This is a genomic window from Paenibacillus sp. PastM-3, from assembly GCF_029893965.1.
Lineage (GTDB): Bacteria > Bacillota > Bacilli > Paenibacillales > Paenibacillaceae > Paenibacillus_AQ.
Window position 1 is genome coordinate 814869 of sequence record NZ_JARXXP010000001.1, and the last position, 26172, is coordinate 841040.

Here is a 26172-nt window from a genome sequence, read left to right on the forward strand (position 1 = left end):
GAATGGTTTGGCTTTATTTTTCCAAGTTCGGTAAATATCATGCATCTGCCAGCATACCGGAGCATATGGGCGTACTTCTACGGAGAGGTCCGCTGAGGTCTTCTGTTCTCGTCTCTGCTGCACTCACCCTCTATGAATACGGCTCATACAAATTGGGTACCTCCAGGCTTTCCTGTATAATGATAAACATTACGCCGGGTGTTATGTTAAACATGCTGATCACCAACTATACAGGCTCAATCAGGAGTCTGCACTCTTAAACCTGAAAGGATGAAGTGCATTGGGTTACACGGAACTGCTGGAGCGAAAAGGCGAACTTCTTAAAAAGACAGTCGAAAACTGGGTTTTGAAAGAAAACCGTGATGGTCTGAACCATCAGGAGGCCCATATTTATCGTAATATGCTCAAGGAATTTCACCAGAATGAGTATGAGTTGAATGCGGTACGCGATGAGGAAGCAATCAAGCGTCAGGAATCCGGTTCTACGGAAAAGTAGAATAGCTAAACGGACCATTAAAAGCACGCCAGCCGGACTGGACTTTCGAACAAGGTCAGTCCGGCTTTTACATATAATACACCCGTAAATCCCCCCGCAATAAGAGATAGAATCCATTCTCCTACCCGTAAATGTATAATAAACCTTCCAAAATGCAATATATCATTTACATTCCTCTCTAAGAAGGCTACAATTACTCCTAATACATTATCTGGAAAGGAACTGCTTCATGCTTGCTAATAACGTTCGTGAACTCAGGGCACGCTTCAGATGGTCACAGCAGGACCTGGCAGACGCAATTGGAGCCACACGTCAGACCATAGGGCTGATTGAAAAGGGAGACTACTCCCCTTCCGTTACCCTCGCTCTAAAAATTGCCGCCGCCTTCCATCTGAATGTCGAGGATGTATTTTATTTGAAAGAAGAAGCTGAATAAAATCTAGCGATTTTCGGCCGAGAGGGGATTGAATCCAATGAATATAGCCGGCAGATTACTCCGTTCCTTTAAAAACTATGATAACCACAATAAACTGAAGGGACTTGAGCAGAGGGCAGAGCTTATCAGAGCCAGAAATCTGGCAGACTGGGATGACAGACAGCTGCAGAAGGAATCTCTCAGGCTGCGGACAGCAGCGAAGTCCGGTACCGCTCTGAACGAGCTGCTGGTCGATGCTTATGCTTTAGTGTGCGAGGCTGCGAAGCGGACACTCGGATTACAGCCCTACAAGGTCCAGATTATGGCCGCCATTGCCCTGCATGATCGTTATTTGGTCGAACAGCACACCGGAGAAGGCAAAACACTGTCTGCCGTTATGCCTGCTTATCTGAACGCACTTACCGGAGAAGGCGTTCATGTGCTGACTTTTAATGATTATCTGGCCAGCCGGGACGCAGAATGGATGGGACCGGCCTATCGATTTCTTGGGTTATCAGTAAGCGCTGTTCAGGCAGGCATGAGTCTGCCGCTGAAACGGGAAGCGTACGCCAGCGATATCACCTATGTTACGGCAAAAGAAGCGGGCTTCGATTATTTGCGGGATTCCATCGTTTTAACCGAAGCTGACACAGTCCATCGCCCTTTCCACTTTGTGATTGTAGACGAAGCGGATTCACTGCTGCTCGACGAAGCGCGGGTGCCGTTAGTCATCAGCGGCGATACAAGCGCTTCAACAAGCGAAGGTCAGCAATTCGCAGAGGTAGCCCGCCAGCTGCAGCAGGCGGAGCATTACGAATTCGACGATTTCAAGCGCAACGTCTATCTGAATGAAGCAGGCGCTGTACAGGCAGAGCTGCTGCTGGGATGCGGCAATTTGTACGACAGCCATAACGCCCATTTGTTAACATCGCTGAACTGCGCGCTGCATGTAGAAGCCTTGATGAATAGAGACGTCGATTATATTGTCCGGGACGGTAAAATAGAGCTGATCGAAGAATATACCGGACGTGTGGCGGAGAACCGGTATTTACCGGAAGGTCTGCAGGCTGCGCTTGTTGCCAAAGAAGGGCTGAGATCCTTTGCCGGCGGAAAAATCCTCGGCACGATCACGGTTCAGCACTTTATCAGCCTGTATCCGAAGATTTGCGGAATGACGGCTACCGCCCGTGCATCTGCCATGGAATTTGAAAAGCTCTACAGTCTGCAGGTCGTGCAAATCCCACCAAACCGTTCTAACATACGGATTGATCATCCTTACAGGGTATATACACATAAAGAAGCCAAGCTTCATGCGCTTGTAAAGGACATTTCGTCAGTGCATACCACAGGACGCCCCATTCTCATCGGGACATCAAGCGTCGAGGAATCAGACCAGCTGGCAGAGGCACTGACAGCCGCCGGTGTACCCTGCCATGTGCTAAATGCCAAGAATGACGCAGAAGAAGCCGGAATTATCGCAAAAGCGGGAGTGCTCGGTGCCGTGACCGTATCTACGAATATGGCAGGACGCGGTGTCGATATCCGACTCGGCGGCGGCGATCCCGGGCAAGCTGAAGTTGTTGCCAGGCTAGGGGGTTTATATGTGATCGGTACACATGTGAATGAAAGTGTGCGGATTGACAATCAGCTGCGCGGGCGTTCCGGGCGGCAGGGCGACCCGGGGTCCTCTGTATTTTATGTAAGCCTGGAGGATGAGGTCATGCTTCGTTTCGGCAACATTACAAGTCCTACAGCCAGACAAGACGAGGCTCTTGCTGATCCGGCACTCTGCAGCACAATCACGCATATTCAGCGCGTTATTATGGGCCAGAACTTCGAAATCCACCAGGAGCTGAACGGTTATTCAGATATGGTTGAGGATCAGAGGCGGATTTTGTATAGTGAACGGCTGGATATCCTGAGAGGCAAGCAGAAGCTAAGCCCTTCGGAGCAGCGGGTCCGTCTCTTTTATATCGATGAGTTCTGGGCTGACCACTTGGCCTTCATCTCTTACCTCCGCGAAAGCATTCATCTGGAGAGCCTTGCCAGCCGCAATCCGATTGATGAATTCCATGGTCAGATTACCCAAGCCTACGAGCAGCTTCACTCCAAAATCGACAATGCGGCAACGGACATGCTGGCAAGACTCGGGGGCTCAAATGATCCGGCGGACTGGGAAAAGCTCGGCCTGATGAGCCCGCCTTCCACACGGACTTATATTATCAACGACCAGTACATTTCGGATAAGCGCAGCTCATGGACCGCCGCAACCGTAATGTCTTACTGGCTACGCAAGCCTTTAAAATGGATATTATCCCCGGTTGTAAAGCTGCCAAAGTATTGATGTAGTCTTGCCATGTATTCATAGAAGATACTCTGCTTTCATCGCTTACCAGCCTGAGCAAGTATTTTTCCTGCTTCCAGCTTGCTCAGGTTGTCCCCGTATGACTTGCCGGTGCTCTTCTCCAGTTCACTAACCGCTTTCAGCTGTGTCTCTGTCGCCGGTTGCGCCTGGATCAGGCTCATGAGGTTATCCCGGCTGATCTTTCTGGCTGTCTCCGGGTCATCAATCAGATACAGCATCCTGTACATGGCCTCAATTGCCTTCCATTCGCCGCCGTCGAGCCCATATCCAGAATCTGTGCTTAGCATAAAGCGGTCAGCATATTTTTTAATCACTGGTACGAATATTTCCGGCTGCAGTCCCCCCTCAGGGTTATAAACAGAGAAAACGCAAAAAAATCCGCGTAGAGATTCAGATATTTGCCGATCAAACGGTCTATCTCTTCAGGTGTATTGTAGGCATTTATATGTGCAAAAATGAAAGTGGTGTCCGGGTGCTCACTTAAGGCTTGTTCCAGCTTGGCTAGAGGCTCTCCGTTCGGAGGATCGATATGTAATAGAATGGGAGCTTTGTATTTCACAATCAGGTCATATATTTCAGGAAAGTACCCGTCCATAGGATCGCTGGCTTTCCAGGCGACATTTGCGAGTGCAGGGGAATAACTTGAAGCCGCTGCTATCTCGCCCAAACCGAATAACCTTTTTCCAGATTGTCTTTGATTACATTCACACATTCCGGATCATGAAGATCAAAGCCTAAAAAATACGGTATGTAGAGGTCCAGATTGCTCTGATAAGCGTCCCAGCTAAAGAAATCCGTCATAATGGCACTGTGATCGGAAGCGTCTCCAAAAAGCACGATATTGCGAACCTTATAGCGCGACCAGCTTTCTTCCATTCTTTGATACTGCTTACCCGATGCATCATGGTTATGTGCGTCAACCAGCCCCAGACCCCCGTATATAACCACTAACTGAGCAAAGTCCGGCAGGTCCGCCGACCTTTCCGTAGCCGGAGCTTCTGTGCTAGCTGTAGGTTCAGGCGTTGCTGCTTCGGCAGTAGCAGTAGCTGCTGTTTCTTTTTCTAACTCATTGTCAGATTGTTCTGCATTGCAACCCGGTGCAGTCACTACAGCACAACATACGGCTATAATCAACAAGGATTTTTTATAGAACCCCAACATCCACAACCTCTCATAATTAATATATATTTCATATACATTGTATCATGGAAGGTGCTGTCCGGAACTTTTCCAGGCAGCTTTTTGAGTTACGTCTATTACTTTAGGAATTGGAATGCTGAACAACACTCCCTACTAAGTCTATCGTTAATATGGTAAATTATATAAAAGGTAGATTTAGGTTAAAAGCCAATACTTATAGCAGATCATTGGGGGGCGTTCAAGTGGGCAGTTTTATTTTTATGGATAAACGAAATGAAAGCATGATCAATAGAGTCGTAAATGAAGATAAAAAAGATGGACAACGATGGTGGTGGCATAATGACAATACGGATAATTTCAAAATTTTAAAGGAACGTTTTGACCATGGTGATACGGGTTTTTATTGCTTTTGTGTGAATAGTAAGCCACAAATCTTAAGCAGGATTATATCTGTCAAAAATTATGAACAGTATGAAAAAGAATACGATACACATAAGGTCACTCCGCCAAAAGGGGAGTATGACAAAGTAGGGTTTGCAACGATTGAGAATTATACAAAAGCATGTGATTTCATCGTAAATTACATAAATGAGGATGAATATCAAGGGTATGTTCAAAATAATAAACATGCCATCCTCGACTTCGATCTGGAAGGCTATGAAGCAAAAATGGCTGAATTAAAACTAAAGCCAATTAAAATTAACGACTTCTACACCAAAGATCATTTGCTGAAAGAAGCCTTTTTCTCCGAAGCTACATTTGACCGGATGGTTCAGCTCCTCAATCACAAGAAGAACCTAATCTTACAAGGCCCGCCGGGGGTCGGAAAAACCTTTATCGCCAAACGGTTAGCTTTTCAGCAGATAGGGTACCGTGATCCTGAACGCGTGCAGATGATCCAGTTCCATCAGTCCTATTCCTACGAGGATTTCATTCAGGGATACAAACCGACTGAGGATGGAAGGTTTACGCTTAAAGAAGGTACATTCTATCAGTTTTGTAAAAGGGCACAGAACGACCCTCATCACACCTATTACTTTATTATCGATGAAATCAATCGCGGGAATTTGAGCAAAATCTTCGGTGAACTGATGATGCTGATCGAAGGGGATAAACGTGGAGAAGACTTCGCCATCCCGCTCACCTATTCCCGTAAAGGCGAGACGTTTTATTTACCGGACAACCTGTACTTGATTGGCTTGATGAATACGGCGGACCGTTCGCTTGCTGTAGTCGATTATGCCTTGCGGCGGAGGTTTGCTTTTGTGGATTTGGAGCCCTCTCTAGGTGAGAAGTTTATTAGCTATTTGACGGAAAATAACGTTCCGGGTAGTTTTGCTAACAGCCTGAAGCGCAAGCTTGATGAAATCAACTTCACTATCAAAGCAGACCCCGGCTTAGGTAAGGGATTTATGATCGGGCAAAGCTACTTTTGTTCCGTTCCGGAAGACGATCATGCTGAGTGGTATCGGAGAATTATTGAGAACGAAGTGGGCCCTATGCTGGAAGAATATTGGTTCGATGATCCGGATACAGCTTTTGAACATACTGACTCCCTTCTTAGCATTTTAAAAGAACATCATGAGTAATAAAATCCCTATTCAGAACATCTATTATATGCTTTGTTATTGCTCCGATATTTTACCTGATAAAGAAATCATGGACCGCCAAGTCATCGACTCGGTTGATTTATTGGAATTGTTCGCAGGCAGCTTGGCCAGAAAGCTGGGCAGATTAGTCAAAAAAGGGCTTTATCAGGAATACATACCGGTCCAGGAGAATACGGGAAACCTCAAAGGGAAAATTCTGTTTGATGAAAGCATCAAGCAAGTCACTTTTATTAATGCGAAACTTTTCTGCAGCTATGATGAGCTGTCACACGATATCGTTCATAACCAGATCATTAAATCTATACTCTACAGATTAATTAAGCACGATTCGGTACATGAACAGACGAAGACGCAGCTCAAAATGATATACCGTTATTTTAATGAAATCCGGCTGGTGAAATTGGACATGAAAATGTTTAACCAAGCCCGGATCCACCGCAATAATCAGCAATATAAAAACATTTTGAGCATCTGCCGCATTATAGCAGAGAACTGGTTAGTCGATGAAACGGAAGGCCCTCTTCCTTATGACGCTTTTGACCGGGACAGCAAAAGAATGTGGGAGCTGTTTGAAGGGTTTGTGCGGAACTTTTACAAAGAAGAACTGAATAATGTATATCATACGCGCAGAGAACGCATGAAATGGGACATTCATGAAATAATCCTGGGGTCAGAACAGTACATTCCAGGGATGGAGACAGACATTACACTGAGCAATAGCCGGAGAAAAATAATTATTGATACGAAATTTCACAAGGATGTCTTCAGCGAAACAAAGTCAGGAGAACGAAAAATCAAACCTGCTAATCTGTATCAATTGTATGCGTATCTGTCTAATTCACCTAAAAAAGATGAAATGGTCGGCATGCTGCTGTATCCGCAAACAGATATACATGTCGATCTCGCTTACCGGATGAATGGATACACGATCAAATGCGCAACCGTTAACCTGAATCAGCATTGGAAGGGAATTAAAGAACGGCTTATCGAATTGGTGGTATGACTAACAAATCCAAAAAAAGTATCTGTTAGATTGTCATGAATAGTTAGTCTTATGGCATATTTTATGGTATCAATTGTAAGACAGAGAACAAAATACATATGAAAGAGGTTTTATTATGTGGGAACGCGGAGAACTGAAACGAAGGGCCAAAGAGGTGCTCCGGACCTCGTATTGGAAGGCTTTTGTAGTCAGCTTAATCCTGGTCATTCTCGGGGAAGGTGCGGGCATTCCAAGTTTTAACCGAAACTTCGGATCATCGGGGCGGACAGAAATGACAAACTCCGGTATTGTCTCCGATTGGGGCGTTTTAGGGCCTCTTCTTTTTATTGCAGTATTTATAGGCTTGTTCATCGTATTGTTAGGAATTGCTTTTCATATTCTGATTGGCTCACCTCTTATCGTTGGCTCCCAGCGTTATTTCAAGCAGTCTGCCGAGGGTGAAGTCAGTATGCGGCATATCGGCTACTCGTTCAGAAAAGACCGGTATTGGTCTATAGTGGGAACTATGCTCTGGAGAAATTTTTTGCTATTCTTATGGTTTCTGCTTCTGATCATTCCGGGTATCATAAAATCTTACTCCTACAGCCAGGTACCGTTCATTCTTGCGGACAATCCGAACATCGGCTACCAACGTGCAGTGGAGTTAAGCAGACAAATGACACACGGCCAAAAATTCCGGATCTTTGTGCTGGATTTGAGCTTTATCGGCTGGATTCTGCTGGGTCTGCTGGCACTCGGCATTGGCGTTTTGTTTGTGCAGCCTTATGTCAACGCGACGAAGGCAGAGCTTTACCTGGACTTGCGCCGGAATGCGCTAGCCGCAGGTTTGACAAATGAGTATGAGCTCCGTTTGATGGAACCCCCTTTCTATAAATAAAGGAATCTTCGCGAAATGAACACAGGAGGCAGCCCTCAGGCTGCCTCCTGTGTTTTCTTATTTGTGACATTTTGTAACAACCCTTCAGTCAGCAAACGTCACCTGTATAGACACAATCTCCGACCGCGATCCGATGCGGATCGGCGGTCCCCAGAAGCCGTATCCGGAGGAGACGATGGAGTGCATCTGCCCTTTTTGCAGATAACCCCAGTCATTTTCAAAAATCCGTGAGGTTATCAGATTAGCAGGCGCGATCTGCCCGCGGTGGGTATGGCCGGACAGCATCAGATCAATGCCCTGCTCTTCTGCGGTAGCGAATTCAACCGGCTGATGCTCCAGCATCACAACCGGCTTGGTGAGGTCTGTATCTTTCATAAGATCAGCCAGCCCCTCCCTCTCTTTGTCGCTGTAATCCTTCCGCCCCACCAGTGTCAGCCAGTCTCCAATCTGGACTGTCTCGTCATACAGCACCTGCATTCCGCTCTCCTCCAGCAGGCTGATCAGCTCCTGTGTCTCCCCTTCGAACCGGTCATGGTTCCCCAAGGAGGCATACACACCCAGCGGCGCTTCTATTCCGGATAAAATGATCCCGATCCCCTTATTTTTGTAAGGCATAATGTCATCATCCACTATATCCCCTGGAAGCAGCACGATATCGGGTTTAAGTGCGTTGATCTCTTTAACCATCCGAACTGCATGGCTTTTGCCGGACAGGTAACCAAAATGCATATCCGATGCCATCACAATATGCAGCTTGCCGCTCTCCGGGCCGGGCTTGTCGATCCTGATGTCATAGGAGCGTGTAACCGGGCTGAAAGCATTAAAACTGCCGAACCCGATCAGACCAGCCAGCAGCAGCAAAGTGATAATTCCTGACCATTTCTGGACGGCATGGCGCGGCAGCCGAGACAGCTTCGTTAACCAGACGATCAGATGGATAACAGGCAGCACCAGCACAGATAAGCTGAACAGGGCCAGCCAATAGCTGCCGATTACACTCAGGACAGCTGATCCGGCAACAACTCTGGACAGAATCAGCGAGCTTGCCAGAAAAACAAGCAGAATGATATAGACCAGACGGAATCTGGCCGATACCGCAGGCTTAATCCAGCTCCAGCCGCTCCAGCCGATATAGAATACAATTGCAGCGTATAACACAATAAATACGAGTCCGAGAATTATAAACATGTTTACCACCTTGTTAGTTGGAGTGAGCTCAGCATTTAATTATCGTTTCGGAGGTTCTGCTGTTGCTATAACCTAGTCTACTGTAACTTCAAACCCCGCTGCAACTTCCGCGGTTACCGCACCAGGCACGAGTTCTATATAGAAGCGGTTTCTTCCACAGCCGGGTATCTGCACCCTCTAGCAGCCCTTATATTGACATTATCTTATAATTATCATTTAATAGTTTGGACTTCATAATCTCTTACTACTATCCGGAGGACTTCTTCATGGCAAAAAACCTTTTTCCACGGCTGCAGGGAAACAGTCGGGGCTGCCTGACCTTTGAGCCTTTTTTCCTGATTCCGTACAGCATGTTCTCCACCTACGCTACCCTGTACATGTACGAGCTTGGACTGACCGAGCTGAACATCGGCTGGATTACAACCATCGGTCTGATTGTGCAGGTATTCTCCTCTTTGCTGAGCGGATATTTAACCGACCGCATGGGCCGCAAACGGGCGATCCTGTATTTTGACCTGCTCAGCTGGAGTCTGGCTACCTTGTTATGGGCCTTTTCGCAAAACCTGTGGTTTTTTGTCGCGGCTGCCATCATCAACGGCTTCCAGCGTGTGCCGCATATCGCATTTTATTGTCTGATTGTTGAGGATACCCGTCCCTCTGACCGGACTTATGTCTTCACCCTGCTGCAGATCATCGGTGTGATCGGCGGATTATTCGCACCGCTGGGCGGCCTCCTGGTGAATCAGTACGGTATGGTCACAGGCATGCGGATTATGTATGTGATCGCCTTTCTGTTCATGACCTTTCAGTTTGTCGGCCGCCAGCTGACAACACGCGAGACAGAGGCAGGGATCAGGAAGCGCCAGGAGACCCGTGAGCTGGGACTCAAAGAGAGCATGATCGAATATGGCGGCGCTTTCCGGGAGCTGGGGACGGACCGCAATCTGCTGCTGATATTCGGCGTATACATCCTGTTCAATTTCCAGGCAACGCTGAAGACGACTTATCTTTCGCTATACATGGCAGACTACTTACGGATTGACAGCGGCATCATCTCGCTTTTCCCGGCGGTCTCCTCGGTCATTATGCTGGTTACCCTTTGGCTGCTGATGCCCAAGATTCCCGATCAGGCTGCCCATAACGCCATGATGGCCGGATTTGGACTGTCTGCAGTCTCGAATGTCATGCTGGTGATCTACCCTTCCTCCAGCCTGCTGTGGATCGGACTCAGCACTATTCTGGCAGCTGTAGGACTGATGATCAGCTCGCCATATCTGGAAGCTGCCGTACAGAACGCCATTGATGATGACAAACGGGCCAAGGTATTTTCCATGCTGTCCGTGCTAATCCTGCTGTTCACCGCACCTGCGGGCATCATCGGCGGCTGGGCTTACAAGCTGGACCCGCGGATTCCGTTATGGCTTGTAGCTGCAGCATTTGTCCTCTCATACTTCATGCTGTATGTATACCGCAGACGTACTGCTCAGCATAGCAGTGTTCCGCAAACGGATTAATGGCATCTTCTCTAACCGTAAGAAACGGCAACACAGCATTTAACCATAAAAACAGGGATGCTTCTCAGCCAGCCATGGCCAGAAGACATCCCTGTTTCAATTCTGAGGCTATGCAGTCGGGTCAGACTTGATCCGCTCCTTCTCCAAGACCTCTTTCAAATCGTCCTGGATACGCCGGTTCCACAGCGGAACGCCGGTCCGGTATGCAGCACGCCCGGTCAGATGAGCCGACAAAGGCGAGGTCATGAATACGAACACAATCCCCAGCAGCAGCTTCGCGCTGATGAAATCAAGAAAAAAGGCAAAGTAGAGAAATGCACCGCTCAGCACACACAAGACACCAAGCGTGGCGCTTTTGGCTGCGGCATGTGATCTCAGATACACATCGGGCAGACGGATCAGTCCAAACGAACTAACCGCGCTTAGCAGCGCCCCTGTCAGAATAAGCAGTGCAAACAGCAGCTCAACTATCGTTTTGATCACTTCCATGTTCAAACACCACTCTCCTTTCGATATATCTGGCAAAGGCCATCGTTCCGATAAAAGAGAGAATTCCGATCAGCAGAATATATTCAATGAAGGATTGGGTCTTAAAGAGCACCGAGAGTACAGCCACCATTGCCAGCAGATTAATGCCGATTGTATCCAATGCGGCAATCCGGTCAGGCAGTGACGGCCCCTTCACCAGTCTCCAGGCACAAATGGCGATGGAGATTACCATAATGGAAACCGACAGCATGAGTATAAAGTGGATCATGAACGGGACACCTCCAGAATCGCGCGTTCAAACGTATTGCGGATATTGGCTCTGAACTGCTCGGCATCTTCGATATCCATAGCATGAATATATAAGGTCCGGTTATCTTTGGATACCTCCAGGACAACCGATCCCGGAGTCAGACAGAGCAGGGTAATCAGCACGGCAATCTCCCAGTCTGACTTCAGCTCCGTAGTGTACATGAGAATGGCCGGACGGATATTAAGATTGGGTCTCAGCACCGCCTTTACCACCACATAACTGGATACGACCAGCTCCCGGAGAAACAGTATAGCCAGTTTTACTACAGCCCATCCTCTGTCAATATACAAGCGGCCGTTAAAGAACCGTCGTAATCCAAACAGAACAACAATACCGAGCACATAGCCGACAATGAAACCGGATGCCGTCCAGTTATTATTCAGGAACATCCACAGGAACGTTATCATGAAATTTAACAATATTTGAAAAGCCATCCGCATCTACTCCTTCATGACAGCGTTAATGTATTGTGCCGGATCAGCCAGCACAGCTCCGGCCTGGAGAACATATTCGTTCACCGTCTCGGCACCGATACCCATCAGAATCAGAAGGACAAACAGTACAGCAGAAGGTGCCATCATCGCCTTGTAACGCAGTGGGCGGATCTCCTCATCGCTTCTCTCACCGCCCCAGAATACCTCCTGGAACACTTTGATCAGCGAATACAGGACAACGAAGCTTGACGCCAGCGCAATCAGTGAAAGGGCTACATGCAATTCACCAAATCCGCTGCGGATCATCATAACCTTTCCGGCAAAGCCGCTAAGCGGGGGTACACCCACCAGGGCAAGCGTTAGAATAAAGAACATCCACCCTGTATAGGGGTATCTGCGGATAAGCCCGCCCATCTGTTTCAGCTGCTCTGTTCCGGAAGCGGCCAGAATCATTCCGCCCAGGAAGAACAGCAGCGCCTTGGCAATCATGTCATGCATCAGATAGAATACAGCCCCGCTGAGCGAATCCTGGGTCAGGACCGAAATACCAAAAGCAATAAAACCTATGCTGATTACTATGTTATAGTTAAAAATCCGGCTCAGATCATTGTACGCAAGTGCTCCGATCGCCCCCAGAATCATCGTTGCTCCAGCCATCCAGGCCATTAGTGAATGCGTCAGATCCGGATTGTGGATAAAGATCAGCGTAAACACGCGGGTGATAGCATACAGTCCTACTTTGGTCAGCAATGCGCCGAACAATGCCCTTACCGCCAGCGGAGGAGCGCTGTAGGAATCCGGAAGCCAGAAAAACAGCAGCAGACCGGCCTTGAGCGAGAATACAAGCAGCAGCAGCACGGCGATAACATTCATGACGCCGCCCTGTCCTGCCTCTGCTACACGCATAGCCAGATGCGCCATATTAAGCGTCCCTGTCGCTCCATACAGATAGGCAATTGCTGCCACAAACAGAGCAGAGGAAATGACATTGACCAGTATATATTTGAGCGTTTCGCGCAATTGGACTCTCGTTCCGCCTAGCACGATCAAGGAATAGGAGGCGACAAGCAGTACCTCAAAGCAGACGAACAGGTTAAACAGATCTCCGGTCAGGAAGGATCCGTACACTCCCGTCAGCAGGAAATGGAAAAACGTGTAGTAGTAAAACCGCTCCCGCTCCTCCCCGATACTGGCAAAGGAAAAGAAGAGACAGGCTGCACCCACGACCGCCGTCACCAGGACGAGCAGGGCCGCAAACATGTCAGCGACAAAGACAATGCCGTAAGGCGGAATCCATCCTCCCATATGCAGCGTTTGAATCCCGTCTGTTTTGACCTGGTATACAATCGTTACAGCAACTGCAATATTCAGAAACACACTGACTGCACTAATGATACGCTGCAGGCCAATCTGCTCTTTCAGGAAAATCAGGATCACTGCCGTAAAAGCAGGAATCAGCAGAGGCAGCACCAGCAGATTGTTCATGATCTCTCCCCCTTGTTGCCTTCCACATCATCCATCCCTGCCGAGCGGTATGCGCGGTAAGCAAGAACGATGAAGAAAGCCGACACCCCGAAGCTGATTACAATCGAGGTGAGGATAAGCGCCTGCGGCAGGGGATCGACATAAGATTCCGCCTTTTCGCCAAGCAGCGGTGCAGCGCCGGTCTTGAGTCCGGCCATGGTCAGCAGCAGCAGATGAACCCCGTGTGTTATCAGTGTCGTACCCAGCAGGATACGCAGCAGGCTTTTGGAGAGAACCAGATATACACCTACAGTAAACAAGACACCGATCGCCAGGGCAATAAGGAGCTCCATCAGTTATCCCTCCCGATCGTAAAGATAATATTCATAGTGACTCCGATAACCGACAGGTAGACGCCCAGATCGAACAGCATCGCTGTGGTCAGCTCGGTTGTACCCAATACCGGCAGTTCGTAATAGCCGAAGGCCTGGCTGAGGAAGGGTGCATCGAATATAAACGACCCTATACCGGTTAAGAAAGCCAGGATGATGCCAACTGCAATCAGCATGCGGTAATTGACCGGAAGTACTTTTTCCACAAAATCAATGCCGAACGCAATCGCCAGCAGAACGAGCGCGGCCGCAGCCATCAGGGCTCCGATAAAGCCGCCGCCGGGATTATTATGACCTGCAAAGAACAGATACAGGGAGAACGTAATGATAATGACAAACGCCACCTTCGCTACCGATTGAAGCAGCACGTCATTGCTGCGGGAGTAAAGGGGCTTTGCATCGTCAAACATGCTCTTGACTGCTGCAGGCTTATTGTCCGGTTCCACCTTCAGCTTGATCATGGAATAAATGGCCAGCGAGGCCAGTCCCAATACGGTAAGTTCAAACATCGTATCAAAGCCGCGGAAATCCACCAGCAGGACGTTGACAATGTTTTTTCCGCCGCCTAGCTCGTAGCTGTTCTCCGTATAGAAGCTTGAAATCGATTCGAACGGGCTGCTGTCAAGCGCCGCCAGTGCGACCAGCGTCATGGTTGCACCGAATCCGATGGATATCATCAGCTTCGGCAGCTTCAGCTTGAATTTGATCTTCTCCCGCCCAAGCCTCGGCAGATGCCGGAAGCAGAGCAGGAACAGCGTTACAGACACTACCTCGACAATCATCTGGGTAAGTGCCAGATCGGGAGCACGGAACAGGATAAAGAGCAGCGTCACCATATAGCCCACCATGCCTGTCAGCAGAATCGCCGAAACCCTGGACTTGGCAAACGGAATAGCCAGTGTACCGGTCAGCATGACCAGCACGGCAACCCCTTCAAAGAAGGAAATCGGGGCATATTCCCCTTGCCCCAGGGTAATGCCGTCTGTATACAGCATGGCCCCGCCAACAACCACAATGATCAATGTAAAAATATACATCAGATAATGGCGCATGGAGCCTGTCATATACAGCCCGGTAATTGAGCGTGAGGTCCGCTCGACCAGCCGGATGCTGCCGTCATAAACCTGGTTAAGCGTGAAGCCTCTGCCTCTGCCCCATTCTTTATCGACGAGGCTCAGCCCGCCATAGATCCGGTACACGACTATTCCCAGAATAATAACACCAAGCGTCATCCAGACTTCGGTAGTGAAGCCGTGCCAGAAATAAATATTGACGTAAAAAGGGGAGCCCGCAGCTATCTGCGGATGGATCGCATTCATTCCAGGTACAATCAGCGTTTTGGACAGCATATTCGGGAACAGGCCGGTAACGACTGCCAGCAAAGCCAGCAGGATCGGCGACAGCAGCAGCCCGAACGGCGCCTCATGCGGTTTTTTATCCAGCTTCTCCGGCTGGTATTTGCCGAAAAAGGTATGAAAAACCATAATCATGCTGTATGCAAAGGTAAAGATGCTTGCAATCCAGGCTACAACCGGAACGATTGTAAACAGGGATTGCACACTCAAGATATCGAGCTCCCGGATATTCAGAACTGCAGTGAAGAACATTTCCTTACTGAGGAATCCGGCAAACGGCGGCAGACCGGCCATAGAGAAGCTGCCGATCAGCGCGACTGTAAAGGTCACCGGCATCAGTGATACCAGCCCGCCCAGCTTGCGCAGATCACGGGTATTAGTCTCATGGTCGACGATTCCGACAACCATAAACAATGAGCCTTTAAATATGGCATGGTTAAACAAATGGAACAGCGCTGCCGTTGTTGCGGCGGTATAGTATACAGCTTCTTCTCCCGTATAGAATGAAGCTGCCGATCCCATACCGAGTAATCCCATAATCAGTCCGAGCTGACTGATTGTGGAGTAGGCTAACAGAGCCTTCAGGTCCGTCTGCTTCATCGCCTGGATCGATCCATAGATCAAGGTGATCAGGCCGACACCCGACACAATCCAAAACCACTCATGTTGCCCCGCAAAGACCGGGCTGAAACGCGCCACCAGATACAGGCCGGCTTTGACCATGGTTGCCGAATGCAGGTAAGCACTGACCGGAGTCGGCGCTTCCATTGCATCAGGAAGCCAGATGTGAAACGGAAACTGGGCTGACTTGGTAAAGGCACCCAGCAGAATAAGCAGCATCGCAGGAATAAATAGCGTTTGTCCGCTAATATCGCCAGCCTGGCTCCAGATTTCCCGGATGCTGAATGTCCCGGTCATGACATACAGCATCAGGAAGCCTGCGAACATCGCCAGACCGCCGAAGACGGTAATCAGCATCGACTTAAGCGCACCGTAACGCGACTTCTGTCTGCGGTGCCAAAAAGCAATCAGCAGGAATGAGGAGACACTGGTCAGCTCCCAGAAGCCGTAGAGCACCATCAAATTATCGGACAGCACGACTCCAAGCATAGCCCCCATAAATAACAGCAAATACACATAAAACGGGGTCAGCTCTTCCTTGCGTTTGTCCAGATAGTAAATGGAATAGAGGATGACAAGTGTCCCCATCCCTGTAATCAGCAATGCAAACAGCAAACTTAATCCATCCAGGTGGAATACCAGATCAATGCCAAGTGACGGAATCCATGATACAGTCTCGTATCCGGAGTCCCCTCCCTTGATGACCGGTATGCGGGTCAAAAAATAAACGAACAACGCCAGCGGTCCGGCAAGCACCATCCACCCTCTATGGAGTTTCGGCAGGTTCCCGCGAAGAAGCGCTATCATTAGGGCCAGCAGAAACGGAACAAGAACGGTTATATGAAGCAAAGGCAAGCCTCCTTTTCCACCCTGTATTTTTAAGTTGTGAACAATGGTACTTACTCCCAGAAGCAAAACCCGGCTACAGCGGGTCTGTCAAAATCCCCTCGCAGATATGCAAATATCTCGCCTTACCATCTTGCTCAATTCTGAACAAGCCATTCTCGAATTCGGTATGCAATTCATGAAAAAATTTTCCTTTAATAAAATCTGTTCCCTCCGGCTCATCACTAAGCTGATAAACACCGCCGTTTTTGACCAGATAAGAAACAACGCCCTCTTCATGCGTTTCCTCAAGACCCGCGCGCATCCGCTGGACAGCCACAACATGCAGATCCATCATCTTCATTTTGCTAATCAGCTCATTGACAAAATTACGCTTGGTCAGCTCCTGCCACAGCGTCTGTGCGGATTGTCCGATAATGATCTGGGTTACTTCTTTTTCTTCAGCTGCTTCAACGATAACATCTGTAGTCTTGCGGCCCCGGCGTTTGCGGACCATGAACTCAGCCCCGGCTTCCTCGGCCAGACGTTTCCAGACAGCCATAAACATTTCCTTACTCTGATTGTATTCATCCGTGTCCGAACTTTCGACATTAAGCACATACAGCGGTGCCCCGATAAGCTCGGACAGCTGGACACCGCGCCGGATTAAACGCTCTCCGTGGGGACCATAATGAACACATACCATAATCTTTTCCTTGTGAATGACCTTCGCCCTCCTGTTTGAAATGGGCAAGAAATACAAAAGGAGCCTACTGGCGTAAGGCCCCTTTCTGTTGTTCTGTACCCTTAAATGTTATATTTAAAGTATATCGATTAAGATACTATTTGTAAAGTTTACGGACATAGAAAAGTCAAGATTACAGGAAGCAGGGATTAGGATGATCTATGTTGCACTACTAAGAGGGATCAATGTGGGCGGTAACAACATTATTAATATGAAGCTGCTCAAACAGACTTTTGAACAGGCCGGCATGACCTCCGTAACCACCTATATCAATTCCGGGAATATCATCTTTGCTGCTGACCATCCGCGGGAGGATTTGCCGAAACTGCTCGAAATGACGATCCAGAAAGACTTCAGCCTTAACATTAAAGTTCTGATCCGGAGCCTGGATGAGATTCGCACAGTCATGGAAGCCCTTCCTGACTCCTGGAGCAACGACGACAAGCTCAGAAGCGATGTCATGTTCCTGTGGGATGAAGCAGATGATGAATCCGTACTGGACAAGCTGCCGTTGAAGCCCGGAATCGGTACCCTCCTGTATGTTCCCGGCGCCGTATTGTATTCCGTGGAGCGCGAGAATGTTATTAAAAGTGCAATGGCCAAGCTCATCGGCAGCACGGTGTACAAGCTAATGACCGTGCGTAATGTGAATACGACCCGCAAGATTTACCAGCTAATGCTGGCGGCAGAAGCGCAGCAGGCATAAAAACCCTGCACCTCCTGAATCCGCACCGGCTGCACTGAAACATCAAAGCCGCACCTAAGGCTTATAGCTGTAAGCTCTCAGGTACGGCTTCATTTTAACGCTACGGCAAATATCTTTCGGCTATCCGGATTACCTTGCCATCCTGCGTTGTTACGGTGCACAGCATCCCGGAGTCGGACATTATATCAAGCCGCTCTATAAATTCCGCCCTGCTGACTGCTTTGGGTGAAGCGCCGTCCATAATATTAAACTCCGCTTCGTCCGACAGCTCCAACGGGTCCTTGATGGCAAGCTTATTCAGGACGTAGAAGCCTCCCGGCATATCACGCTCCGGGTCAATGCCCAGCCTCCGCAGCCGGGCCGGTTCTTCGTCCTCCGTCAGCCACTCCGCATTATCGAATTTAAATCCGGGCTCCGTCAGAGTTATACCGCTAACATAGCCCAAGAGCTCGCTTACGGGAGATATAGTGAAGTCTGCAGATGTTGCGGGAATTTGCAGCTCAATCTGCTCCCTGGTAAGGTTCCAGCCCAGCTCATCCTGTACGAATGCAGCCGCTGCCTGTGCAGGGTCCAGCAGCTCAGCTGCCTGCTGCCCCTGGTCTGCCGCTGCCTGCAGACCGGCAAAATACTCTGCGGAAGGTAAGGAGGTATCCGGTGTCTCGTAATACTCATAACCGTTGCCATCCTTCCAGCGTTCGACAACCCAAATACCGGAATCGCCCTGTACTGTGGGCTGGGACAGCAGCAGATGGGCAGAGGTTCCATCCGACATCACAAACTTCGCAATCGCATGATTTCCGCTGTACGTCTCATGTTCCAGCATCCCTTTGCGCTCCAAGAAGACCTGCAGTGCCGTTTCCCGTCCGGCCGGTGTGCCCAGATCGTATTCCGCGCTCCAGATTACGCCTTCATAACGTGGAGTATCTCCTTCATAAGCAAACACCAGCAACGGTTTCCCCCTACTGCTGTCTTCCGTAATCTTACCGTCAACCGCGTTCATACCGCCAGCCAGCGGCAGCTTGCTGAGGTCATCCGGCTCCAGCCGGTACTCGAGCCGCCACAGCTCAAGCGGCTCCGGGAGCAGACCCTCTACCCGGCCAGCCTGCTCAAACACGGTCATTTCGCTGTCTACAATGACAGCGCCGCTTACCCCGTTCTCTATCCCGGCTATCTGGTCCGCTATATATTGCTTGGCATAATCTGCTTCGGTCAGCTTTTGAGAGCGCATATTCCCCGTTAAACCGGCAACTGCAACAGTTATAATGACTAATGCTGCCGCAGATGTAACCGCCCAGAAGGACGGCTTCCGGTAATTCAGAATATTTTTAATCCGCCCTTTCGTACTGTTCTCACCGAAGGCAAGCGGAGTACGGCCTGTAAAGGTTCTGCCGGTGGACAGCGAGAGCAGCGAGGCAGAATAGTCCTTCTTGATGCCACTGCCCAGCTTCCGGATCACCGCCTCATCGCAGGATTTCTCCATATCCTCATCCATGAGGCGGACAGCAAGCCAGATCAGCGGATTGAACCAGTGCAGACAGAGCGCGGCAAAAGCAGCAAGCTTCACCATGTGGTCAAGCCTGCTGATATGAACCTGCTCGTGCCGGATGATATAGCCGCGTTCATGTTCTCCAAGCCCTGCAGGCATAATGATGCGGGGCTTCAGCAGGCCGAACACGAACGGAGTCTTCGCCCCGCCCCACTCGTAGATGTTTCCACTTTGATGCCGTGCTCCCTTCAATTTCCTGTTTAACCGAATGGCTGAGACAAGGCCGCCGGCCAGCATAACTGACATTCCGCCGAGCCAGACATACCCCGCCACAGTCTGCCAGCGTTCTGCGGATGATAATGTGGCGGCTGCAGCTATCACAGGCATTGTTCCAGCCGTTCCCGTTGCAGCAGAACCCGCCGCCACGCGGTCCTCATCCGCAGTGATACCGCCAGTCGTACCTCCTTCCGTACCTCCTGCCGTACCGCCTGCCGGTGTTGAAGGCTCTGGCGCTGAATCCAGTGGCGGCTGAACTATAGTCTGTGTACCGACTACGGCAGCCTGCAGATTGCCCCTTCCCAGTTCAGGCAACAGACTGTAGGGCGTCTCAAAGGATAAAGGACAGAGTAGACGAAACAGCACCGCGAACCAGAGGATATAAGAGAGCAGCTTAGGTGCCTTTCTTAGCATGAACCTGGCAACCAGTACGAGCAGGATGACGTAGCTTCCGGCAACGCTCATCTGCAGCACGGTCTGAAAAACAGCCGTCATGACTATTCCTCCTCCTTCTCGTTAATCAGCTTCAGCAGCTCGTCAATCTCCTTCTCTTCCAGCTTCCGGCTGCGTGTGAACGCAGCGAGAAACCGCGGCAGCGATCCCCCGAACGTCTCTTCCACGAACTGCTTGCTTCTCTCAGCATGGAAATCCTCCTTGCTGATCAGTGACACCACCGTGCCGTCTCCGTTATGAAACAGCCCTTTAGCCTCCAGCCGTTTCAGCATGGTATAGGTAGTCGATTTCTTCCAGCCCAGCTTGGCTTCGCACAGCTTCACCAGCTCCCCGGAGGGCAGCGGCTCACCCTTCCAGATCAGCTCTGCCAGCCTGGCCTCTGTTTCAGTCAGCCTTACTGCTTTCAATATATTCAGCCCCTTACGGTTTACAATTTGTAGACCTCCTGTTTTATCAGTTTACAACTTGTAGACCGATTTGTCGATACACACGCACATAAAAAGGCAGCGGGCGCACCTTAGCTGCTTGCTTCGATCTCCTCAAGTTATTATTACTATGAAGGTATTGTTAAATCTTCTATATTACAGAGGTTTGTTTTATAATTTCATTAGAAGTAACTATAAGGAGGCGCAGGAAAAATCAGCACAACATTTGAAGTGTACCCGGGGATCCCTGAAGTTCCAACTGTAACAGCATTGCTGGAGCTTGCTAACAGGAAGCTGAGCTGCTTTTTAGAGGGATATGAAGTGAAGCAGATGCCGCAAATACATGTCCGGCTGGATGAAACCATCCTTTTGCCTAGCGATACAAGTCTCCAAACTGCAGATTGGAATACAGAGTATGCTTGGTTTTATGTTGAACCGAGTCATGGCGGAGGAACGGATGCTTATTACTGTAAGGTGGATGAGCTCACCTTGGAGATTTGGGATAGTTTCAGAGAGTATGGCGATACATACCTTAACGTGTTCGACTCTTTGTCTATCGGGCATTACTGGTCGTTCCGCAGATCTGCGGGGCAGCCTGCAATTATCAATCTGGCTTATGGCCTCATTGCCTCTGCCTTGGCTGAACTGACAAAAGGATATATTTATTCTGATGACGGGGCCTGGTATGGCAGACCTGTACGAGCGGAAAAGTTTGATTCTCTCTACTTTGTTGCAGAAAAAGCTGACACTATAGGGAATGCCTTATGGTACGAGAATTGTTTGGAGAACATCGTTACTGAGTACACCGGCAAGCCGCTAGACCTCAAGTATCAGCAATTTGAATTTAATGAACTATCCATGGAGCAGCGTTTAGTATATTATCCTTCGGGGAGGCTATTTAGCAAAGGTCCGGCTGAGGAGGACAGATTGTTTATGATGTTAAGCCCCTGTAGTGATTTCCCTTATTTCATTATTCTTTATACTGACCTTGCAGCAGACAAAGAAGCGTTACTACAGCAAATGCAGCTGCTTGATATAAAAAACGGACACCGTTTAACAAATCATCCTGTTACAGCATTTATGGCTGAGTACAAGAACCTTAAAATACTTCTTGAGCGTCCGGATGTAGACTTTTGGGCGAATCCGTTATGCATTGAGGATGCAGAAGTGTTGAAGCGGCAGCTTACCTGAACACCTATCCCTTTCAGATTGATGGCCGGATCACCGCTCTCTCAGAGCAGCTGATCGGGAGCAGGCCCGGCAGGGTTCAGCCTGCCGAGGTCTATGCTGATCACAGGCGTGAGGACTTTACGATGCAGGCGGGCCGGACCATACTTGCAGAGGGCAGGAATTTCCTCCGGGATCTGAAGGGACTGCTGGACGAGCCGGTTCAGCTCGGCAGTATCCCCTTGACGATCATCTCCGGCACCCATATTTCGCGGATGGAGAAGAAGACCAGACCTGCGCTGCTTGAAGCCCACCGAAAAACGGCGGCAGGCCACCCGGGCAGCAGGCTCGTCGAGGCCAGACGTTCCGGGCATATGATCATGTATACAGAGCCCCAGCTGATTGTGGACGAAATCAAGCGGATGATTTGATCACCCGGAAGCTCATCAAGAAGCACAAAAAAGCCTGCAAAGAATGCGGGCTTTTTATAGCATACTCATTTACCGCTCCCGGTTCACCACATAATTAAGCAGATGCTTCAGGAAAGGGATATTGCGGGGAATTTCTTGCAGCGCGTCACTTGCCAGACAGTAATGCTGCCACATTTCCTTTCCGGCACCATCCTGCCCGAGAATCGAGACGAAATTCGACTGGTTATTGAGTACATCGTTGCCGGCGGGCTTGCCGAGCACATGGGCTTCCCCTTCCACATCCAGCAGATCATCCCTGATCTGAAAAGCAATCCCCATATGGTAAGCAAACCGCTTCAGTGCTTCAATCTCCGCTTCTTCCGCTTCAGCCAGAATCGCCGGCATCACCAGACAAGCCTCAAAAGCGACTCCTGTCTTGTAAAAGCATATCCTGTCCAGCTGCTCCAAGGTCAGAGCTTTACCTTTGGAATCGAGATCCATCATCTGTCCCATGCACATATCTGCTGCCTTTTGCGCCGAATAACGGATCAGAGCCAATACGGTCTCCGGCTTGAAGCGGTTCAGTGACGCCTGCTGAAAGGTCGCCTGCTGGATCAGGTACAGTCCGGTTAATTCGGCTACCGCGCTGCTCTGAACCTGGTGCAGGGTCTCACGTCCTCTGCGGGTCGGGGCATTGTCCTGCGAAGGCAAATCATCAAAGATCAGCGATGCCGTATGCATATACTCCAGCGACCGCAGCAGAGGCATAATCGCCGGTGCGTCCAGCCCGTATCCGTTCACCCCCATAACCCAGGTCAGGATGGGACGCAGCCGCTTCCCGTCCCCTTCCAGACTATAATTGGCGGCATGGACCAGCCGTTCCTGCATAGCCGGAAGGCTCTGCGGACTGCTGAACTTCAGTTCATTGTTAATCAGGGAACGGACATTTTGCAAGGTGCCGGAGAATTCCTCCTGCTCCCGGGCATCCTGTTTGAGCTGATCGATTAAACCGTCACGCAGCAGCTTGTCAAAAAAGTCCACGTCATCCGCCTTGCTGACCATTTTTTGCAGTAAACGGCCCAACTCCCCTAAGCCGCCGGCAAAAAGCTTCATCGTCTCATTGTATTTGACGGCTCCCGCACGTTCTCTGTAACGTTTAAGCCCGTTGACCGCCCGGTCCAGTATCACTTCTCGCGCTTTGGAATCAGAATGGTAGACACTGTGAATCAGGTTGGCTACAACCGCCCAGTAGACTTCAAAAGGATTGATCAGATCAGGCCTTTCCTGATGATACTTTAAATAATAAGTATACGGGGTGACAGCCCCGTCTTTCAGGTCTTGCTCCATATCGGCAAAATCATCTGCCAGCTGATTGTAAATGCCGAAGTAAAAAGTCCGCTCCTCAAAGCCTTCATCCGGGGGAGCACTGATCACTGAACGGGCAATCAGCCGGGATGAGGACGATTTCAGAATGACGGGGATATACAGCTCCTCATTGGTGTATCCCTTATAGGAAAGAAGCTTGACACGGTCAATATCCTGAGCCTGAAAAAAGACATGGGACTGGGCAAAAAAGGTCTGCCGGCTGTCCGCATTCTGATGATCCCTGATATAGACAAATGCTTCTGTAAGCTCCTTATGGATATACTGAATCAGCTGCCTGTTCTGACCGGACCATACGTCCAGCTCCGGCACTTCCCCTGACAGCAGTGCGCTGCCGATGAATGCGGAATACTGCTCCTTCTCATGGGGAGTCAGAATACTCGAATCCAGCAGATCATCCACAAACGGATAGGTCAGGCCGTAGGAATAACCGAGCCTCACTGCGGCGTCCAGTCTGCGGGAGCGCTCCGCCGGCGCTGCATCCTCCCCCATTTCCTCAATGACATGCAGGACAACCCCTATAATAATCTTAATCAGCTTACGCTGGGCATGCTCTGCGCTCATTCCCTCTGGAATTTGGGCAGCTACGGCCCGCAGCTTCTTGAACAGCCAGATGATTGCCGTTTCTATGCCTTCTTTCCGGGCCCAGCGGTACACCTCCGCCAGATTCATAAACTCCGGTCCCGTCGTCCCGTTCCTGCCGGGGGGGCTTGACAGAAGCCGGCTCATATCATCAGCCGTCCGCTGTATCCGCCGCTGTGTCTCCGGGGCATTCAAATCCTTGCCTAAATCTCTCATGTACATATAGGAGATGCTGCGGTTCAGGTATTCTGTCAGTTTCCCTGTAACTTTAAGCCACTGAATGTAGCGGTAAAAATCCCGGGTATCCGGTTTGCGGCCTGCTCTGGAGAATACGGATAATCCGCTGAAGCGCCGGAGGTGATTTTTTTTCCATATCTGAATGTCTTCAGTCAGGACCTGGATTTGCGATTTGTTGATAACCTGGTTATGGAGTGCCGTGAAGTATCTGAGCGCCTTCTGTTCCGCATTGCCGTACTCCTCTGTTGCTGTCTTCCTGAAGTTTTCTTTCATTCGATGCACAACCCTTGACTCTTATTTGTACTGTACACAGCTGGATTTGTCCTGTTGAACAAACACGGTGCAGGCTTTTTCTCCTCCTTATACGGACTGTGGGCAGGAAGGTTACGCTCAATCTATACTGCATCTATACTTATGAATAAAAAAAAGGCCCCGAAGGGCCTTTCCTGTAATGCTGCACCTTATTTCTTCAGGCTTAGCAGGTATGCATCAGCTTCCTCATAAGTCGGATAGTGTACAGCAAAGCTTCCGAACAGTCTCTTCATCTGCATTTTCCAGATTGGAGAGTTAGCGACATATACCCAGCCGCCAAGGCCGTTGGCAACAGCCATTTCGCCTGTAGGAGCCAGCATTGCAGCAACCTCAGGGGACAGAATGGTCGGGGAACCAGTTACATCAGTAATCCCGGTGAAGCCCGGTTTGAGCTGTTTCATTGCTTTTTCGAAATCAGAGATGTAAGAAGGCACATCTGCTTCTGTAAGACCCATTGCTTTTACAACCACTTGATTTTTTGCCGTGTTAACTTCCATTGTGTAAGGCATGCTGATTCCTCCAAGTATAATATTAAATCATATGTATATATGATTTATATCGGTTTTTGTTTAAGCTTTGTTGAGAGAAAAAGGAATATAATTAATGTATTTAATAATATTCAGTTCCCTGATAGGAAGAGCTGTTATTTGGTAGCTGAATAGCCACCGTCAATCAGATGAACAGTACCTGTAATGAAACCGGCCTCTTCACTCAGCAGGAAGCAGACAAAGTTCGCTACTTCTTCCGGAGTCCCATACCGCTTAAGTGCTGTACCCGAGGCAATTGCCGACTGCAGACCTTCCACATCATCGGACAGCAGACGCTCATAACGGCCCATCATCACAGTCGGAACCGGTCCCGGTGCAAGCACATTTGCACGAATGTTAAGGTGACCCACTTCAGCTGCTACAGATTTGGTCAAGCCGATAATGGCGTGCTTACTTGCGGAGTATGCAGCATCGCCGGCCATGCCGATTGTACCATGCAGGGAAGCGCAGTTCAGAATCGATGAACCTGATGTCATGTGCGGAAGCGCATATTTCATCATCATGAATTGGCTGTAGAGATTTGTTTCGATAACGCGGTTGAACGTTTCGAGCGGATAGTCTACTACAAGCGTGTTGTCACCGGTGATGGCTGCGTTGTTATACAGGCAGTCAATTTTACCGTAGCGTTCGATGGTTTCTTGGATAACGCCCTGTACAACAGGCTCTTTAGAAACGTCGCCCTGGATAAAAAGCGCCTCTCCGCCCTGTTCAGTGATTTCACGGACCGTAGCTTTTCCCGATTCGGAAATGGTCACACAGACTACTGATGCACCTTCACTGGCAAGCTTGAGAGCTGTAGCCCGTCCGATACCGCTTCCTGCTCCAGTTACGATCGCTACTTTCCCATTAAATCTGCTACTCATCTAAACACCGCTTTCTTGTTGTAATTTGCTGGCTTTGCCGTTTGAATCCATGGAATAACCAGCCGGGCAATGGCCCGGGAG

The 26172-nt window shown here is 49.4% G+C and carries 26 protein-coding genes; 10 read left to right on the forward strand and 16 right to left on the reverse strand.

The window, feature by feature from the left end:
• The first annotated feature begins 280 nt into the window (after window positions 1-280).
• The 3 genes from M2108_RS03730 (at window position 281) to M2108_RS03740 (ending at window position 3255) form a co-directional block, all read left to right on the forward strand.
• The gene (locus M2108_RS03730) at window positions 281-496 is read left to right on the forward strand and encodes a hypothetical protein (protein ID WP_277467192.1); all 216 of its coding nucleotides are present in this window, start codon (window positions 281-283) and stop codon (window positions 494-496) included.
• Between the two features lie 229 nt (window positions 497-725).
• Window positions 726-932, forward strand: coding sequence for a helix-turn-helix transcriptional regulator (locus tag M2108_RS03735; protein ID WP_042176301.1), 207 nt, complete (start codon window positions 726-728; stop codon window positions 930-932).
• Between the two features lie 37 nt (window positions 933-969).
• Complete coding sequence (locus tag M2108_RS03740) at window positions 970-3255, forward strand: preprotein translocase subunit SecA (RefSeq protein WP_277467191.1); 2286 nt, start codon at window positions 970-972, stop codon at window positions 3253-3255.
• 38 nt (window positions 3256-3293) lie between these two features.
• Here the strand turns inward: M2108_RS03740 and M2108_RS03745 are convergent, their stop codons facing one another.
• The 3 genes from M2108_RS03745 to M2108_RS03755 are packed head-to-tail and all read right to left on the reverse strand — an operon-like array spanning window position 3294 to window position 4437.
• Window positions 3294-3590 (reverse strand): hypothetical protein, encoded by a 297-nt coding sequence (locus M2108_RS03745; RefSeq protein WP_277467190.1) that lies wholly within the window; start codon window positions 3588-3590, stop codon window positions 3294-3296.
• Window positions 3587-3943, reverse strand: a complete 357-nt coding sequence (locus M2108_RS03750; RefSeq protein ID WP_277467189.1) for an amidohydrolase family protein — start codon at window positions 3941-3943, stop codon at window positions 3587-3589. The genes M2108_RS03745 and M2108_RS03750 overlap by 4 nt, the downstream gene beginning before the upstream one ends.
• Window positions 3931-4437: a hypothetical protein gene (locus M2108_RS03755; RefSeq protein WP_277467188.1), complete on the reverse strand. Its 507-nt coding sequence runs from the start codon at window positions 4435-4437 to the stop codon at window positions 3931-3933. Before M2108_RS03755 ends, M2108_RS03750 begins: the two co-directional genes overlap by 13 nt.
• A gap of 221 nt (window positions 4438-4658) precedes the next feature.
• Between M2108_RS03755 and M2108_RS03760 the strand changes: the two genes are divergently transcribed.
• The 3 genes from M2108_RS03760 to M2108_RS03770 all read left to right on the forward strand — a co-directional run bounded on the left by M2108_RS03760 (window position 4659) and on the right by M2108_RS03770 (window position 7906).
• Complete coding sequence (locus tag M2108_RS03760) at window positions 4659-6005, forward strand: AAA family ATPase (protein WP_277467187.1); 1347 nt, start codon at window positions 4659-4661, stop codon at window positions 6003-6005.
• A gap of 28 nt (window positions 6006-6033) precedes the next feature.
• A complete protein-coding gene (locus M2108_RS03765; RefSeq protein WP_280767950.1) occupies window positions 6034-7029 on the forward strand; it encodes a 5-methylcytosine restriction system specificity protein McrC in 996 nt (331 codons plus the stop codon).
• A gap of 115 nt (window positions 7030-7144) precedes the next feature.
• On the forward strand, window positions 7145-7906 hold the full coding sequence (locus M2108_RS03770; RefSeq protein ID WP_277467185.1) for a DUF975 family protein: 762 nt from the start codon (window positions 7145-7147) through the stop codon (window positions 7904-7906).
• Between the two features lie 84 nt (window positions 7907-7990).
• Here M2108_RS03770 and M2108_RS03775 read toward each other — a convergent pair whose 3' ends face one another.
• Complete coding sequence (locus tag M2108_RS03775; RefSeq protein WP_277467184.1) at window positions 7991-9094, reverse strand: metallophosphoesterase; 1104 nt, start codon at window positions 9092-9094, stop codon at window positions 7991-7993.
• A 266-nt stretch (window positions 9095-9360) separates the two neighbouring features.
• Here M2108_RS03775 and M2108_RS03780 point away from each other — a divergent pair, with 266 nt between their 5' ends.
• A complete protein-coding gene (locus M2108_RS03780) occupies window positions 9361-10608 on the forward strand; it encodes an MFS transporter (RefSeq protein WP_277467183.1) in 1248 nt (415 codons plus the stop codon).
• A gap of 108 nt (window positions 10609-10716) precedes the next feature.
• On the opposite strand, the gene mnhG is transcribed toward M2108_RS03780, so the two are convergent.
• The 7 genes from mnhG to M2108_RS03815 all read right to left on the reverse strand — a co-directional run bounded on the left by mnhG (window position 10717) and on the right by M2108_RS03815 (window position 17204).
• A complete protein-coding gene (mnhG, locus tag M2108_RS03785) occupies window positions 10717-11097 on the reverse strand; it encodes a monovalent cation/H(+) antiporter subunit G (RefSeq protein WP_221800025.1) in 381 nt (126 codons plus the stop codon).
• Window positions 11072-11365: a Na(+)/H(+) antiporter subunit F1 gene (locus M2108_RS03790; RefSeq protein ID WP_277467182.1), complete on the reverse strand. Its 294-nt coding sequence runs from the start codon at window positions 11363-11365 to the stop codon at window positions 11072-11074. The genes mnhG and M2108_RS03790 overlap by 26 nt, the downstream gene beginning before the upstream one ends.
• Window positions 11362-11841 (reverse strand): Na+/H+ antiporter subunit E, encoded by a 480-nt coding sequence (locus M2108_RS03795; protein WP_277467181.1) that lies wholly within the window; start codon window positions 11839-11841, stop codon window positions 11362-11364. The genes M2108_RS03790 and M2108_RS03795 overlap by 4 nt, the downstream gene beginning before the upstream one ends.
• 6 nt (window positions 11842-11847) lie before the next feature.
• Window positions 11848-13326: a Na+/H+ antiporter subunit D gene (locus tag M2108_RS03800; RefSeq protein WP_277467180.1), complete on the reverse strand. Its 1479-nt coding sequence runs from the start codon at window positions 13324-13326 to the stop codon at window positions 11848-11850.
• Window positions 13323-13658: a Na(+)/H(+) antiporter subunit C gene (locus M2108_RS03805; RefSeq protein WP_277467179.1), complete on the reverse strand. Its 336-nt coding sequence runs from the start codon at window positions 13656-13658 to the stop codon at window positions 13323-13325. The genes M2108_RS03800 and M2108_RS03805 overlap by 4 nt, the downstream gene beginning before the upstream one ends.
• A complete protein-coding gene (locus M2108_RS03810; protein ID WP_277467178.1) occupies window positions 13658-16528 on the reverse strand; it encodes a Na+/H+ antiporter subunit A in 2871 nt (956 codons plus the stop codon). The genes M2108_RS03805 and M2108_RS03810 overlap by 1 nt, the downstream gene beginning before the upstream one ends.
• Window positions 16529-16595: 67 nt before the next feature.
• Complete coding sequence (locus M2108_RS03815) at window positions 16596-17204, reverse strand: adenine nucleotide alpha hydrolase family protein (RefSeq protein WP_090719909.1); 609 nt, start codon at window positions 17202-17204, stop codon at window positions 16596-16598.
• Window positions 17205-17397: 193 nt separating this feature from the next.
• Between M2108_RS03815 and M2108_RS03820 the strand changes: the two genes are divergently transcribed.
• Window positions 17398-17949: a DUF1697 domain-containing protein gene (locus M2108_RS03820; protein ID WP_277467176.1), complete on the forward strand. Its 552-nt coding sequence runs from the start codon at window positions 17398-17400 to the stop codon at window positions 17947-17949.
• Window positions 17950-18049: 100 nt separating this feature from the next.
• Here the strand turns inward: M2108_RS03820 and M2108_RS03825 are convergent, their stop codons facing one another.
• Both M2108_RS03825 and M2108_RS03830 read right to left on the reverse strand, forming a co-directional pair.
• The gene (locus tag M2108_RS03825; RefSeq protein ID WP_277467175.1) at window positions 18050-20206 is read right to left on the reverse strand and encodes a M56 family metallopeptidase; all 2157 of its coding nucleotides are present in this window, start codon (window positions 20204-20206) and stop codon (window positions 18050-18052) included.
• A gap of 2 nt (window positions 20207-20208) precedes the next feature.
• A complete protein-coding gene (locus M2108_RS03830; RefSeq protein ID WP_277467174.1) occupies window positions 20209-20571 on the reverse strand; it encodes a BlaI/MecI/CopY family transcriptional regulator in 363 nt (120 codons plus the stop codon).
• Between the two features lie 339 nt (window positions 20572-20910).
• Here M2108_RS03830 and M2108_RS03835 point away from each other — a divergent pair, with 339 nt between their 5' ends.
• The gene (locus tag M2108_RS03835; RefSeq protein WP_280776878.1) at window positions 20911-21780 is read left to right on the forward strand and encodes a hypothetical protein; all 870 of its coding nucleotides are present in this window, start codon (window positions 20911-20913) and stop codon (window positions 21778-21780) included.
• A gap of 122 nt (window positions 21781-21902) precedes the next feature.
• Entirely contained in the window at window positions 21903-22187 is a 285-nt protein-coding gene (locus M2108_RS03840; RefSeq protein ID WP_277467172.1) for an alpha/beta fold hydrolase, read from the forward strand.
• 69 nt (window positions 22188-22256) lie between these two features.
• On the opposite strand, the gene M2108_RS03845 is transcribed toward M2108_RS03840, so the two are convergent.
• The 3 genes from M2108_RS03845 to M2108_RS03855 all read right to left on the reverse strand — a co-directional run bounded on the left by M2108_RS03845 (window position 22257) and on the right by M2108_RS03855 (window position 26091).
• A complete protein-coding gene (locus M2108_RS03845) occupies window positions 22257-24641 on the reverse strand; it encodes a polyprenyl synthetase family protein (protein WP_277467171.1) in 2385 nt (794 codons plus the stop codon).
• 188 nt (window positions 24642-24829) lie between these two features.
• Entirely contained in the window at window positions 24830-25189 is a 360-nt protein-coding gene (locus M2108_RS03850; RefSeq protein ID WP_068725772.1) for an MDR/zinc-dependent alcohol dehydrogenase-like family protein, read from the reverse strand.
• 134 nt (window positions 25190-25323) lie between these two features.
• Window positions 25324-26091 (reverse strand): SDR family NAD(P)-dependent oxidoreductase, encoded by a 768-nt coding sequence (locus M2108_RS03855; RefSeq protein ID WP_277467170.1) that lies wholly within the window; start codon window positions 26089-26091, stop codon window positions 25324-25326.
• Window positions 26092-26172 lie beyond the last annotated feature (81 nt).

Excerpts from the sequence above, each read along its gene's own strand:
- M2108_RS03735 (WP_042176301.1), top strand. The coding sequence starts at position 726 with ATGCTTGCTAATAACGTTCGTGAACTCAGGGCACGCTTCAGATGGTCA.
- M2108_RS03740 (WP_277467191.1), top strand. The coding sequence starts at position 970 with ATGAATATAGCCGGCAGATTACTCCGTTCCTTTAAAAACTATGATAAC.
- M2108_RS03755 (WP_277467188.1), bottom strand. The coding sequence starts at position 4,437 with ATGTTGGGGTTCTATAAAAAATCCTTGTTGATTATAGCCGTATGTTGT.
- M2108_RS03765 (WP_280767950.1), top strand. The coding sequence starts at position 6,034 with ATGCTTTGTTATTGCTCCGATATTTTACCTGATAAAGAAATCATGGAC.
- M2108_RS03770 (WP_277467185.1), top strand. The coding sequence starts at position 7,145 with ATGTGGGAACGCGGAGAACTGAAACGAAGGGCCAAAGAGGTGCTCCGG.
- M2108_RS03775 (WP_277467184.1), bottom strand. The coding sequence starts at position 9,094 with ATGTTTATAATTCTCGGACTCGTATTTATTGTGTTATACGCTGCAATT.
- M2108_RS03780 (WP_277467183.1), top strand. The coding sequence starts at position 9,361 with ATGGCAAAAAACCTTTTTCCACGGCTGCAGGGAAACAGTCGGGGCTGC.
- mnhG (WP_221800025.1), bottom strand. The coding sequence starts at position 11,097 with ATGGAAGTGATCAAAACGATAGTTGAGCTGCTGTTTGCACTGCTTATT.
- M2108_RS03790 (WP_277467182.1), bottom strand. The coding sequence starts at position 11,365 with ATGATCCACTTTATACTCATGCTGTCGGTTTCCATTATGGTAATCTCC.
- M2108_RS03795 (WP_277467181.1), bottom strand. The coding sequence starts at position 11,841 with ATGGCTTTTCAAATATTGTTAAATTTCATGATAACGTTCCTGTGGATG.
- M2108_RS03800 (WP_277467180.1), bottom strand. The coding sequence starts at position 13,326 with ATGAACAATCTGCTGGTGCTGCCTCTGCTGATTCCTGCTTTTACGGCA.
- M2108_RS03805 (WP_277467179.1), bottom strand. The coding sequence starts at position 13,658 with ATGGAGCTCCTTATTGCCCTGGCGATCGGTGTCTTGTTTACTGTAGGT.
- M2108_RS03815 (WP_090719909.1), bottom strand. The coding sequence starts at position 17,204 with ATGGTATGTGTTCATTATGGTCCCCACGGAGAGCGTTTAATCCGGCGC.
- M2108_RS03820 (WP_277467176.1), top strand. The coding sequence starts at position 17,398 with ATGATCTATGTTGCACTACTAAGAGGGATCAATGTGGGCGGTAACAAC.
- M2108_RS03825 (WP_277467175.1), bottom strand. The coding sequence starts at position 20,206 with ATGACGGCTGTTTTTCAGACCGTGCTGCAGATGAGCGTTGCCGGAAGC.
- M2108_RS03840 (WP_277467172.1), top strand. The coding sequence starts at position 21,903 with ATGCAGGCGGGCCGGACCATACTTGCAGAGGGCAGGAATTTCCTCCGG.
- M2108_RS03845 (WP_277467171.1), bottom strand. The coding sequence starts at position 24,641 with ATGAAAGAAAACTTCAGGAAGACAGCAACAGAGGAGTACGGCAATGCG.
- M2108_RS03850 (WP_068725772.1), bottom strand. The coding sequence starts at position 25,189 with ATGCCTTACACAATGGAAGTTAACACGGCAAAAAATCAAGTGGTTGTA.
- M2108_RS03855 (WP_277467170.1), bottom strand. The coding sequence starts at position 26,091 with ATGAGTAGCAGATTTAATGGGAAAGTAGCGATCGTAACTGGAGCAGGA.